Origin of the sequence: Rathayibacter sp. AY1C1 (genome assembly GCF_002932105.1) — a bacterium.
Lineage (GTDB): Bacteria > Actinomycetota > Actinomycetes > Actinomycetales > Microbacteriaceae > Rathayibacter.
On the sequence record NZ_PSWH01000054.1, the window covers coordinates 1 to 13958 of the forward strand.

Sequence of the window (13958 nt, forward strand, 5' to 3'; positions counted from 1 at the left end):
TTGCAGGGCAGTGGTCACGGCCTCGATGGCGGCCGCAGTGACGGTCGCGTCCAGTAGCTCCTCCGCGCGGCCGCGGAGGACGCTCGAGAAGCTGCCGTCGCGGTGCGGGGACAACGGCGGCCGAGCGGCGCCGGTGCGGGGGTTGCAGAGCATCCCGTGATCCAGCGTGCGGTAGTTCGCGCGAGCGGCGATCGCCAACCGAGCCACCAACTCGGCCGGAGCACCCTCGGCGAGTGCGATCCACAGGTGCCGTCCACCGGTTCCGGAAGACTGGCACACGAGATGAGCGACCTGGTGCACGTCCAGAACGGCGGAGAGAGCGTCGCAGTCATCCGCAGCCTGCTCCATGAGATCCGCGTCAATGCCCTGCGAGTCTTTGCCGTCGAAGTCGAAGCAGAGCAGCCGGAACGCTCCGGCGTCATCTGCGAGGTAGATCGCCCACGGGGCGCTTGGGGCGACGGCAGAGACCTGGAACGCCGTGGGATACGCATTTTCGTCCAAGCGTCCGTAAGCATCCCGTCGCATCGTCCGGACGGTGTTACGCGGGTTCAACCGACGCGTCAGCGCCCACGCGTCGCCGCCGAGCATCGAGGAACCGCTCCGGCGCGCCGAGAGATCCATCGTTGAATCTGTCAGCCCGTCGTGTAATCTTTCGGGCATAGAGAAGCCTCCCCTGAGGGTGGTGACTTGATTAGCTCGAACCCCGGGAGCCTGGCAGCAATGGGGGAGCGGGCTACGAAACTTGGTGAGGCCCGCTTCGGCGGGCCTCCTTCGTTTAAGCGGCGGTGATGTGCGCCTCCTGGTCGATGTCGAACGTCGGTGCCAGCACGGGCAGGCGCCCGGTGGAGTCGCGGAGCTGCTGCGCCAGAAGCTCGAAGTACAGCGAGCGGGAGACGCCCGACGCCTTTGCCGCACCATCGAAGTCGTCCCTGAGCACAGGCGGCATCTGAACCTCGACGGGCACGGTGACGGCGCCGTTGCGCGCGCGTCGCTTCTGCTTGATCGGAGCCATGCCTACAGCGTGGTGATTTAACCCCGGCATTGTGTGCGCCACGCCGGGCGTCGACGGGATCAATCCCGGGACTACGAGCAACTGCTGCCGGTGCACTGGCGCGGTAACCCGACCCAGGCCGTGGCTGTCTTCAGCCCACGACTCTCGCAGGTGCCATCGAAGGGTCATGCCGGAACTGTACCAAATATGGTTCATTGCGCTTACCCATTCAGGTAGCGGCGCGATGGCTCCTCAACGGCCATCGAAGCCATTCGCAGACCACAGCGTCGAATGCGTCCGGCGCCACGTTGTACTCCCATGCATGTGCAGCCGGCGGAAGCAGGGCCAGCTCGCTTCGCTCGTCGTTCACGCCCACGAAGGCTCGGGACAACGAGGCGGGCACCTCTCGATCTCCGTCCGAGTGGATGAGGAGGCTCGGGACGGTGAGGCGCGGTTCTCGGGTCCAGTCCAGGGCGTCGAAGTCGATGGGTCGGGGGAGTCCGACGAGGATACTGAGCGGGCGAGTCGAGAGCGCGAACGTTCCGAGCGCACCGACTACTGATGGCAGGTGAGCACGGCGTGCTCCCGCGCGGATGACCTGCCGCCAGTCGGTAGCCGGGGCGATCAGGACAAGGGCTGCGATGACGTCACGATGTCGGGATCTTTCGGTCAGCTGAAGAGCAATGCCACCACCGAGCGACCAGCCGAACAGCACGACGCTTCGCGCTCCGTGCGCCACGGCGAAGCTGATCGCAGCATCCACGTCCTCCCACTCGGCTTCGCCGAGGGTTGACGCTCCGTTACTCGTCGGTGGCGCTTCTCCATCACCGCGGAACGAAGGAACGAGCGATGTGTATCCGAGCTTGCGTGCCGCGGGGACGGAGCGCAGCGCGGTGATGCGTGTGGTGCGGATGCCGTGCACATGGATCGCCCAGGTCGCTTCCTCCTCGCCGCCGGTCGACGGGAAGTGCCATGCCGGACAGGGACCTGCTGGTGAGTCGATGTGGATCTCGCGCGCGTTCGGGTCGATGTCCTCGGGACGCGCGAAGACGTGTCCGGTCCATCGGCCTTCGTGAGCGGTGGAGAGATCGCCTCCGCTGACTCGAAGGATTTCCCGGCGCACGGTCCGACCTAGCGGGTCGTGGTGCAGGATCCGGCCGACGAGTGCATGGCCCCGATCGGAGTCGAACCAGAAGCCGTACTTGCCGTCGTGAAGGGTTTCGGGCGTGGCGTCGAGGGTGAGGGTATCCGGGGTCGATGCGATGACCCGCATGGTTCTCTTGCGCCCCGGCATCACGACTCGCCGTCCCAGCACGACACCAACTCCGGCCAGCAGAGAGAGCGCCCCTATCGCGGTTCCGACCGCTCCTAGGGCAGTTCTCGCGCTGCCACGTCGTGCGCTCATCAGGTCCAGGCCTTCGTGGTCGCAGGGGAGGGGAGCTGTTCCATCACGATGGCCTCGGCCTCTGCCACGTGGCGAGCGTCCGCGACGGTCAGGCGGCCGCGATGGGCGTTCTCGAAGTCGCGCAGGGCGATCACGAGGTCGTACACGACAGCGATCGCAGATTCGTCTTGAGTGCCGTGTGACCCGTTCGTGGGCGGCATCACTGCGAGCCGGGTGGCGAGCCGGCGGAGTCGCCGCGCATGTCGGCCGAGTCGCGCCTCTCGCATGGCCTTCTGCAGAGTGAAGGAGGCGATTCCGGTGACGATCAGGATGACGCCGCAGTAGAACAGGGAGTCGAACGCGTTTCGTAGGAGGATGCGGAAGCCCAGATCGGTGACCTCGAAGTGGTCGAGAGCCAAGACGACGATCTCGTCGATGCACGCGAGGATGACGAGACTGCTGCCGGCGACGAAGAAGCCGTAGGAGCGCGCCTGTCTGCGGCGGAGACCCAACAGGAGCATCGTCGAGATGGCCAGGATTGCCGTCATGTAGATGCTGGCGTAGAGCCAGGTGCTGGTCTGAGTGATGTGCTCGGTGATGAAGGTCTCCGAGGTGGGTTCCTTGTCGGTGATGAACAGGAACGGCACCGCGAAGGATACGAGCATGGCGACGAGGATGAGCTTCCTGGTCCAGAATCGCGGGGTGCTGCGGGACTGAAGGAGGGCGGCGCGCATGACCAGCCAGAAGGCGGTGGTCGCAAGGAGATTCTGGGCGAGGTTGATGTAGTTCTCACCACCGATGAACCGATCCAGCCCGGGGTGGACTCGGGTGAGTAGCGCTAGGGAGCCGACTCCGCTGGCGAGCCAGGACAGCCGGCTTGAGGGCTGGGAGACAGCGGCGGGGATCCGGGCGACGAAGACGACGGCGAGAATCACCAGAGCGATCAGTGCCAGAGCCTGCATCTACCCGAAGACCTCCTCGTCCTCCCGGAAGCGAGGACGCAGGAGCGAGCGGGAGAGAAGGTGTGCTAGGTGCTCTGCTTCTCCTTCGAGGATGCGCCGGTCGCCGTCGGCGTTCTCGAGGTCCTCCGAGCCGCCGGTTTCCAGGAGGCGGCCGCGCACGAGTCCGTTCGTTCCCCGGTACGACGCGAGGGAGGAGTCGTCTCCCAGGACGTTGCAGCCGGGGTGGCGAAGGACGATGTGAGCGAGTTCGTGCAGGATGCAGTGCATCTGGTAGAGCCGCGTATCAGTCGAGCGGTAGAGGATCTGAGCCTCGTGGGGGAAGTCGACCCAGAGGGCTGTGAGCGTCTCCCAGTCCGTGTCGTCGATGGCGTCGACGTGGATCGGCTTACCGTGCAGGTCGGCGACGTGCTCGAGGAGGGCGTCCAGGGTTTGGTCGTCCTCGAATCGGTGCTGCTCGAATGCGTGCGCTGTGCGCGCCTCGACGTCGGCGTGCTCGAACCACAGGGCGTCGTTGCTCTGGGTGGCGCTCATGGGGTGGTGCCCTCCTTCGGAGTTCGCTCGATCGAGAGAATCGCCTTGGTGACGGCGGCGAGTTGCTTGGCGTTCATGCCACCCAGCGCTCGGGCGCTGATGGAGGTTGCACCGGTCGCGAGCAGTGCCCGGTGGAAGCGGATCTCGGCTTCGATGAGCTCGCTGGCTTCGTCTTCACGCCTCGCGGTTAGGTACTCGTAGCTGACACCGAAAAACTCGCTGAGACCGACGAGCAGATCGACCGGCAGCCGAGTGGAGCCCTCCAGCCCGAGCATCTCGTCCCACTCTTCCGGGTCGAAGCTGATGTCACGGCCGTGGAGCGATTGAACGAAGGCATCTAGGGTGAAGACCGGAGCATCGGCGCTAGTCGGCCCTTCGGCGAGGAACTTCAGTCTCCGAGCGAACTCCCTGCCGTCGATGCGCTCAGCAGCGAGCTCTGCTCCGCCATCCTCCGCTGTCGGGGAAGAGGCGAGCTGCAGCACCTCGTACGGCTCGACTCCGAAGGCTCCGGCGAGCTTCTCGATGTCGTTGGTGGTGAACGGCGCTTCGCCGCGGAGGCGGATGTAGAAATAGTTCGCCGAGATGCCCGCAGCGCGGATGAGCTCGGTGTTGGTCAGCCGCGCACGATCGCGGAGCGTCTCGACCGCGCGGACCACGCGTCGCGAGAAGTCCGTCGGTCCCGGCGCTGGTCGTCTAGCCACGCATGGAATGTACCAAAGATGATATAAGCCTATTTCGGTAACTCACTCAGGTTGCAGTAGCTCTCCTCCACCGGACCGTTCGCGCAATCGGAGGACGAAAACAAACCCGGCGACCCGCTGCCCTACACGCCCCCGCCGCCCCACTTCTTCGAACCCGAACAGCCCACTTGACCTTCGCACCACACACGGCCGGGACCGCGCCCTTGCGCAGTCCCGGCCGTTCGCTGCTCCGGCCCTTACCTCGACGCCTTCGCTCTGAGTTGGTGCGTCCTGCGCGGGCGCAAGCGCAAGCGCAAGGCCAGTAGCTAGAGCCCTGCAGCGGTTTCGGCGTGGACCACGGCAGATTGATGGTCACGGTGACGTATCGGTCTTCCTGGGGCGTGTGCCGCCCGTTCTTCTAGTGCAAGGTGTGCGTAGTGACGAGCTCAAGAGCGCTCGTCCTTTGCATCTGGACGGCACCGCAGCGCGCCGACAGCGGCCTTACGTGAATGTTTCTCAGGAAAATGCGAGTCGACCTCGTGGGTTGGTCATCGCAACGACGAAGGGTGCACCAATGAAAACGAAGCGTTCACATGTTGGGTTGTCTCGGCGACTCAAAAACTGGATGCCCATGGGCCTATCGCTTTTGCTGGTGTCGCCGATCATGCTGGTCGCCTCGCCCGTTGAGGCAGCTAACGCCGCTACGCCCTCAACAACAGCGGTCGCCGTTCTGACCACCAGCGATAAGCCAGACGGATCTGACGGCTGGGCTCAGCTGCCAGCCGGCGGGAAGGTGTGGATAGCAGCGGACTGCCGCACTTCTCTTGTCGCCGCCGGTGTTCCAGTGCAGGTTATGGACTGGACCGCGCTAAATGCCGTGCCAGACAAGACACCGGTGACTTGCGCCGCGCTGACCCCGAAGACCGACGCGGCAATCGCCATTCTGACCACAGCGGACAAGCCTGCCGGAAGTGACGGGTGGGCGCAGATGCCGACAGGCGGGAAGGTGTGGATCGACGCAACGTGCCGCACTGCGCTAGCCGCAGCGGGCGTCCCCGTGAAGGTGCAGCAGTGGTCGGAGATCGCCGCCCTGGCCGACAGTGCCGCCGAGACATGCACCGAACTGACACCGCCCGGGAAGCCGGGCGCAACGTCTACCCCGACCGGGGTTGCCGTCGCGTTTCTAACCACCGCCGACAAACCTGCCGGTAGCGACGGATGGGCTGAGCTTCGTTCGGGTGCCACGATGTGGGTCGATGCGTCGTGCCAGACAAGTCTCGTCGCTGCTGGCGTACCGGTAAAGGTGGTCGACTGGAGCGTTATTTCGGCCAAGCCGGTAGTGCCCGCCGCTGCATGTTCCACTGTTACTCCAACCACACAACAAGCTCAAGTGAACGCAACAATCGCCGCCGTTTCGTCGGTCCCCGTGGTGAACGGTGCCACGGCTGCTTCGACCGTGCTTCTGGACAACGGGACAACGGTCTCAAGCGAAGCGGGGACAACGACGGTGGTGCCTGCTAATAGCTCCGCCCCTATAAACGTCACTACCCCAGATGGGAATTCGACTGGACTTACACTTCCTGCTGCCGGAATCTCCTCCACAGTCGTCAGTGGCACGAGCGTATTCCCGGCAGTCGCGGGTGTCGCTGTGCAACCCGTCAAGGCTTCCCTTGGAAGTGGGGTCAGAACGATATTCACCATCCCCAACGCCGCGGCTACGAACACCTTCACGATCCACTTCAGCTTGAAGGCAGGTCAAACGCTCGCTACTCAGGCGGACGGGTCGGTAGCCGTTGTGGCAGCTGACGGGACTTCCACGGCAGGCCTGGCCGCACCCTGGGCACGCGACGCTAACGGCAACTCCCTGGTGACCCTGTACACGATCTCCGGGTCCGCCGTAACCCAGGTCGTTGACACGACGACCGCAACGGCGTTCCCCGTCGTCGCGGACCCGTGGTACCAGCCCTGGACCTGGAAAGTGGTCAAGGATGCGAAGAATTGGTGGGACAGCCACCCATTTGCTCAAGGATGCGCGAAAGGCGCTCCTCTCGGTGCGGCAATACCTGGTCCGGCACCCGCCAAGGTGATTGGCGCAGCTGTCCTTTGCCTTGAGGGCGGGATCATCTACCTCGCTATCAGCGACATGAACGCCAGCCCAGCACACAACCCCGCACCAGCACCAGCACCTGCACCTGCACCAGCACCAGCACCAGCACCAGCACCAGCACCTGCACCTGCACCTGCACCTGGAGGTGGTGGCCCGACCGTAACCCTGTATAAGGGCGCCGCGGTGCGTACGAGTTCCTGCTCGTCGGCGTCCTGCGCGATGATGGCCGTCAGTACGAGCGGAATCGGACGGTCTGCGACTGTCAGATGTTATGACAATTCCGGCCTTTTTCATTCCTTCTCAACATCGACCGGTAACTTCACAAGCTGCTACTACGGATACCCAGGACGAAGCGTATACGTCGTAGTAAACGGCATCAGATCGAACACCTTGACGTGGTAAGCCCTATTTGAGCGATAGGCAGCATCTTAACTATCGAACGAAATGACCCGAGGCTTTAAGCCTCCTCTAAGATGACCAGAAAGGGACCGGGATTGCGGGGGAGCGCAGCCCCGGTCCTTGGTCGTCTCCTCTTCCGACCGCTACTGGCCGCGATCCCACGGTCGCGTGTACGTCCGCCGGACAACGATGCAGCGCCACCGCCATCGCCGCGGCTCGGGGTCGAACGCGGTGAGCGCTTTTGCGCGCGGGCCAGACCTGGTTCACTCATCAGCTCTCCCCTTCACTTTGCTCAATCACCGATCGCGGCCGTCGTCGTGTCGACGGTCCGGCTGCAACGTCGCCGCCGGCTACGGCAGCCGGTTCGGCACGACACTGCCCGCCGTCCAGCCGCGCTCGTCCTGCATACGCGCCTTCATCTGCTGCTGCTCCGGCATGAGCGTCGCCGCCGCCCGGCCCGGTTCGGCCGTGGCCGACACCGCCGGCGTGCCGCGGTGACAATCGCGCAGACTGCTGCAACTCGCTTCTCGACGCTCGCTTCGAGGAGTCGACGGGCCTCGATGAAGCTCGGGGGTTTGGTGTCAGCAAACTGACATAATCTCGATTATGAGAAGCGGCATTGGGAAGCGCCCGGGGGGGGCGCGCAAGCCCTGTACCGCCCTCGACGGGCTTGCGTACCGTCGCTGACGACCCGCACCACTCCTCGAGGCACCGGACCGGTGCAGAACAGGTGACAGCACATGACTCGCGAGCAGAACATCGCCTCCCAGCAGGCCTTCGGCGAGGCGGTCAACGCCGGCGACTTCGCCGCGTTCGACGCACTCGTCGCGCCCGACTCGGTCGATCACGACCCGGCACCCGGCCAGGCACCCGGCCCGGAGGGATACGCCGCGTTCTTCGGCGACCTGCGGACCGCGTTCCCCGACATGGCACTCGAGGTCGAGAAGCTCGTCGCGGACGACGACAGCGTCGCGTTCGCCTACACACTGACCGGCACGCAGACCGGTGTGTTCCAGGGCCACGCGCCGACGGGCAAGTCCGTGAAGATCCGCGGCATGCAGATCAGCACCTTCGTCGACGGCAAGCTCGCCGAGCGCTGGGGAAGCAGCGACGAGCTCGGCATCCTCACGCAGCTCGGCCTCGCACCCGGCGCCTAGCCGGCGGGACTCCGGCGGGTTCCGAGGCTCGTGTGCAACCACACCTCGGAGCCCGTCGAGCGGAGTCCGTGCGAGTAAACTGACATAACGTCGGTTATCGGATAAGCGTCGTGGGTCCACGCGCGACCTTGAGGACGCTTTGAACGTCTTCCATTGCCTTCACTCATCGGGCTGTCGGAGCGCTTCGAAAGTCGATGAGATCCAGCATACGATCGAGATCATCGCCGAGATTGCAGGTGAAAATTGGCTAGTGGTGAGCAAGTCGGTTTCGCAGACGCCTGAGGATTTCGAGATCCCCGTAGATCCGGCTCCGCAACGCGTCCGCGGACTCGTTGATTGATAGCGATAATTAGTGCTCGACACCTGTGACTGCACGAGCAACAAGCCGCCCCGGATTCCAAATTTGGCAGCAGCAACGACGCAATTGACGCCACCTCAAACTACTGGTGCGCGCTGGTCACCCGCGGACGCGCCGACTTTCGCTTGCACGCAATCTTGAGTGCTGAACAAGTATCACCAGCGGTAGTTTTTCCAGTGACCTTTAACGTAGTCGTTGCCGTTCCGATAGTAGGGCTCGTAATACGAAAATATGTACGAATCCTTCCGCCCGTCCCGATCGAGTGATCCGCGCTTCTTGTCGGCTGCATTCGAAGACCGACCGGTTGATGGCCCGGGCCCGCTCGACGACGTTGTCGCTAGGTCGACTATTACCGCGGCAGCGAATATTGCCCCTAAGCCGACCCACCACATCGCCCCTATTCCACGAGGACGGCCGAACGGGTACTCCGCGTGCCTAATACGTGTTGCATACATTGCACTTACTCCCGCCGCGAAGCCAAGTAAAACTAAAGCAATGAAAGCAACGCCAATGGGGATCAGAGCGAAGGGATCAGTCTGGAATGCGTAGGGAATCATTAGCTGTGCGTTCTGAAAAAACACCGGAAGCGCCAAACAAAGTAGACCGCCCGTGAATAGGGTAACTAGTGCACTCAATATTATTTTCAATCGATATGCGCGGATGACGCCGCTACGACTTGGAGTGGCACGACCCGCCAAACTCAGTACATGACTGAATGCACGACCGTTCCAATAACCAATCGATGTGCTGTCTGTAGCTCCTGAATACCAACCTCGGCGCATCGCGAAACCTTCCATTTTCGGGTGGCTAGGCCTGCCACCAAGGCACATCTAAGCAGATCTGAGGAGTACCTTGTCGACGCCCGCGGAGCAACACGTGTAAGCCGTGCAGCGGTGGGTGCGTTGCAAATCCCCGCTCGAGGGCACCTCGCTAGGGCCTTCCCGCTCCCCCGCACCTGATGCCGCAAGACCAACCCGCTGCCGATCGCTCAAAGAGCCGCAAGTCGGAGTTCGAGGTCGCCTCTCTCAACGATTTCTTATTCTTGTTGAGCTGATGCGCTGTTGGCCGGTGGCCTCTGGTCGCTCGCTCGCTTCAGGCATCCAACCCGATCACATAAAACGATAGGCGCAAAAGTGCACGGAGTGGACGCCATAACGACGTCCACTCCGTGAACACGCTTAGCCGACCTTAGTAGTTGCTCGATCCGCGTTATTGCGCAGAGCCGAATCCGGAGTTCGCGTCGAAAGTGTCGCCGCGAGGGCTGTGCGCATCCCCTTCTCCGTTGCCTTGACCGTGATCTTGGCAGTTGACGTCCCGCCAGCCGCGAGTGTGCTCGTGCTGAAGGTTACCGTTTGGCCGACCTGCGTAGGCTTGCCGCTTGTGGAAACCACGGTCACTCCTGCTGGCAGGACGATTGTCGTGACGATGCTCTTGGCGGCAGCACGCCCGGCGTTCGCCGTGGTGATTGTGTAGGTAAAATCCTTCCCTAAGGTAGCCGAAGATGGCGCAGCGATCTCGACTTTCAAATCCGCTTTTGTTGCAGATTTTGCGGATACTACAATCGAATTTGCCTGCTGAACAGATCCAGCGGCGTTAGTTGCTTGCACGACGAACGCGTAAGTACCCGCCTGCGTCGGCGTACCGGCGAGGACTCCTGCCGTGCTTAGAGTCAGACCCGGAGGCAGAGTTCCTGAAAGCAGGGACAATCCCGGCGCCGGAAGGCCGGTCAACGTATACGCGAACGAGTAGGGCGATCCGACAATGCCGGCGGCGGGGATCCCGCTGACGGTTGGAGCGGTTGCGGCGGGCGCAAGAGTCGCAGTCGTCGTGATTTCGTCGCCTACGATTGGCTCGCTGGAGACTGGTCGGACTCCGAAGACGTACTCGGTGCCTGCGAGGAGATCACCAACTCGCCCGTCGCGTGCATCGGGCGCAAAGCGGCCGATTTCTACTCCGTCGACCGAAATTGACCAGTACCCGGTCGGTTCAACTTCCGCATCCCATACGACGGTGGCCTCATCGGCGGCGACCGCGACCGAAATACTCTGCGCCGGTTCGGGCAGCACTGGCTTACCGGTGTCGGTACCGATGTGGACGGGCACCGCGTGCGTCCCAATTCCTCCGTCTTCATCCGTTACCCGCACCTGGATGAAGTAATCACCAGTAGTGGGGTAGGCGTACTCGACGGCAGATGCCCCGCCGAGAATCTCAAACACTCCATCCCCGTCGAAGTCCCAGTCGAAGGTCGCGATGGGCGAGCTCACTCCGTAGGAAGTCGATGCGTCAAAGTAGACGGGCGTTCCGGTATCTGCGAAGTACTCGTTCAACCCCAGTTGTGCCACTGGTCGTTCGGTGATTGTGATCAGCGCCTCTTCGAGAGCGGTACCGGCGTCGCCCGAGTTAATGATGACCTCGCCGGACGTCGCCGTTGCCAATTCCTCGTACTCAGCAGCATTGTATTCCGAGACGACGGGATACACGTTCACGGGGTCGATTTCGAGGCTACGCGCCGCGACCGACTCCACGGTAGATCCGTCGACCAGGTCAGGGTTGTGGAAGCCAGCGTCGGTCAGGATCACGGCTGCCTTCGTCGCGCCGGGACGCCAATCAAGCCCATCGAAACCTGTCATCAATGCGTGCAGAGCAGCTTCGGGTGTATCCCCTCCGCCGCCGACACTGATTCCGTCGAGCTTGGACTGAAATTCAGTAGTGTCTTCCTGCAGACCAGTTAGAACGCGTGCGGTAAATTCATCGCCAGCATCGCGGTATTCCACCAGCGCAACTCGTCCATTAACAGCTGCAATCGAGGCCGACATCGACCCTGCGAACTGCTTCGCTTGATCAATCTGCCCGCTCATGGACCCCGTTGAGTCGATGAGGAACACGACGTCGAGGCCTGTGCGTCCTGCACGAACGGGGACGAAGACCGTGTCGAGTTCGTCGCTAGAGCCGAGTCGCACGGCAAGTTTTTCGACGGCCTCAAGCACACCGTCGTCGATGGCTCCACCGACGTCGCTGTAGACGTGACCGGAGACGGTGAACGGGTTCTTCGAGGACCCGCAGACAAAGTCGTCATCGTTGCACCAAAGACCGGTTGACGTTGACCACGATGCAGGAACATAGGGCACTCTTGCGCCTAGCGACCCATTGTCGGTATTGCAATCCGGGACCGTTCGTCGCCACGTTGACTTTTCGCGCTCACCGTCGCAGAAGGGCGCAACGTACTCAGGGACCCAGGCTCCCTCGTCCCGGTGCCACTCGCTCTCTCCCTCCGGCAGGTAGAGCTTAGGGTCACCAAAGAGAGCATTGAACACGACGTGGTCGCGTTCTGCGTCCGTTAGTCTCTCGTTGTAGGTTTCACCGACCACCTGCGCACCCTGCGAGTAGCCGCCGAGGATGAACAGCGTCTCGTCTCCGCAAAGAGCGATACGTGCACGTATGTACTTCGTCAGCTCATCAACGCCTTCGTTGACGCTGTTGCCGTACGTCAATGCACCGCCACTGGTAATGAACGCTCCGCCAGAGTTAATCGGGTGACTTCCACCAACCGGTACGGCCGGATACTGATCTCCCTCGATCTCTTCGGTACCGAGCTCGTAGTACGAGACGGAGTCAACGCGACGCTGAATCTCGGCCCGGAACCGCTCCGCCTCTCGGCCTGATTCGGCAACCGTCTGCCCGGATCCGCGAGCGAAGACGGCGTCGACGGTCGCGCATCCGGCATCAACTGCACTCGCGGCGGCCGGAGAGGCTCCTAGTCCGATCAAGGTAGCCGCGATACTCGCGACCAAAAGGACCGCCGGCACCTTCTTCCGCCTATGTGGGGCATCGCTTCGTTCGACCACTGTCGCATCCTTTCGTAGCATTTCGAAGAAGGCCGACGATCGCCGGCCTGAGGTTAAGGCAGTCGACGTACGCGCAGAATGGCTTCTACGGACCCGTCCCCTCCAGCCCGGAGCGTGAACGCCGCGGTGAAACCGTCGACGGAGCCTTGCGCGCTACACAGATCACCTGCGCCCTCTTCCGGATCGAGGCACTTGGAGTCCGCACGAATGTCTTGCGCACCTCCGGCTGCAAGTAGCGCGGCCAGCATTTCAACGTCAGAACGGTCCACCGCTTCCCAGACGCGTTCAATTGACGGACATGGCGAGGTGACAAGACGACACAGCAGGCGTGGTGACTCGACCGTCTCGGACTGCAACTCCCAGCCTGGTGGGGTTCTAAACTTGTCTGCGGCAGCAGTGATGGCGCCGGACGAACCTGGAACACTTACGGCCAGCAGGGCAGCGGCGAGGACAAGCACGACGGTCAAGATGATGACGTAGTGTCGACCCACACGAATCTCCAACACTGCCGGACGTCACCTCTGAACTTGGTTGATTAGACCCCACCGCTTACCTCCAGCGCTATCCCAATTTTGAGGACAACAGCTGCGCCAGCCGCTTTGAGCGAAGGCGAAACGGCGGCCTCGATTGGGATCGCCCGACGTAGCTCCGCGGTTGGTGGGGACCCGCCCGGGGATCCAATGCGCTTGTCGGGTGCGACGGCGCTCTCGATGACACGCGTGCTAACCACCCGAGCATGGTGACGGCTAGGCGATACTGCCTATACCTGACCTTTCGTTCCCCGGCGACGCGGTCCCTGCGCTGAGGAGCGCACCACCGGGGTGATTGTGCGCCCGGCGGGCCATGCCGTCCGGCGGGTTCGTGTAGGGCAGCGGTTCGCAGGGCTTGTTCTGGGTCGGCCGCGAAGCCGGTCGGTAACTTCGCGGACCCGCGGGACAACTGGTTCTGCGTCTGCGGCTGAGGCTCCAATCGGGAAGGCAACGAGGGCGAACGGAAGCACCGTTCGGTACTCCCGTCCACCCGTTTCACCAGCCCGGCTAGCGGGTGAGGTCTCCGCGGTCGACGCCCTGCCCCTGGCCGCGACCGCGGCGCGTCTGCGGCACGCTGCTCATAGGCGCTTTCGATCTGACGGCGGCGCTGGGCGGCGTGGCGTGTGCGGTGTCCGCGCTCATCCGTGCCTCGATGACGTGCGGAGGCACCCCCTTGGCCTCCATCGCCCGGATGGTCGACTGACGCCGCTCGGCGCTGTCGTAGGCAACTTCGCCGGCCTCCCGTGCCGCTGATGCGCGGGGATCGGTCGCCGGGGATGTGGAGTCGGCCGACGCTCCGTTGGTGCTCTGAGCGGCGTCCTGACGATCGGCGGGCACATTGTCGCGAAAGAGCTGCGCTTGAGCGCGTGCGTCGACGGCGAGCTCGCGCAGCTCGTCGGGAGTCGCGTCAGCGGTGCCGCCGGGCAGGGGAAGTCGGAGCTGGACCTGGCGAAAGAATGGGCCGCGAACTCCGCACCGGAGCACTACCACCGCCACGACGACAACCGCCTCACC

At 63.1% G+C, this 13958-nt stretch carries 7 protein-coding genes and 1 pseudogene; 1 reads left to right on the forward strand and 7 read right to left on the reverse strand.

Annotation, left to right across the window (positions count from 1 at the left end):
• From C5C71_RS16610 to C5C71_RS16635, 6 genes and pseudogenes are all read right to left on the reverse strand, one after another.
• A pseudogene (locus C5C71_RS16610) lies at positions 1-621 on the reverse strand (hypothetical protein); the annotation flags it as partial.
• 154 nt (positions 622-775) lie between these two features.
• A complete protein-coding gene (locus C5C71_RS16615) occupies positions 776-1012 on the reverse strand; it encodes a hypothetical protein (RefSeq protein ID WP_104338129.1) in 237 nt (78 codons plus the stop codon).
• A gap of 208 nt (positions 1013-1220) precedes the next feature.
• Positions 1221-2264 (reverse strand): S9 family peptidase, encoded by a 1044-nt coding sequence (locus C5C71_RS16620; protein WP_258068761.1) that lies wholly within the window; start codon positions 2262-2264, stop codon positions 1221-1223.
• Positions 2265-2395: 131 nt separating this feature from the next.
• Positions 2396-3337, reverse strand: a complete 942-nt coding sequence (locus C5C71_RS16625) for a hypothetical protein (protein WP_104338131.1) — start codon at positions 3335-3337, stop codon at positions 2396-2398.
• Positions 3338-3868, reverse strand: a complete 531-nt coding sequence (locus C5C71_RS16630; protein ID WP_104338132.1) for a hypothetical protein — start codon at positions 3866-3868, stop codon at positions 3338-3340.
• Positions 3865-4569, reverse strand: a complete 705-nt coding sequence (locus C5C71_RS16635) for a helix-turn-helix transcriptional regulator (RefSeq protein WP_146084517.1) — start codon at positions 4567-4569, stop codon at positions 3865-3867. Before C5C71_RS16635 ends, C5C71_RS16630 begins: the two co-directional genes overlap by 4 nt.
• Positions 4570-7794: 3225 nt before the next feature.
• Between C5C71_RS16635 and C5C71_RS16645 the strand changes: the two genes are divergently transcribed.
• Positions 7795-8211 (forward strand): ester cyclase, encoded by a 417-nt coding sequence (locus C5C71_RS16645; RefSeq protein ID WP_056045707.1) that lies wholly within the window; start codon positions 7795-7797, stop codon positions 8209-8211.
• A gap of 1536 nt (positions 8212-9747) precedes the next feature.
• Here C5C71_RS16645 and C5C71_RS16650 read toward each other — a convergent pair.
• A complete protein-coding gene (locus C5C71_RS16650) occupies positions 9748-12414 on the reverse strand; it encodes a cutinase family protein (protein WP_181065751.1) in 2667 nt (888 codons plus the stop codon).
• Between the last annotated feature and the right edge of the window lie 1544 nt (positions 12415-13958).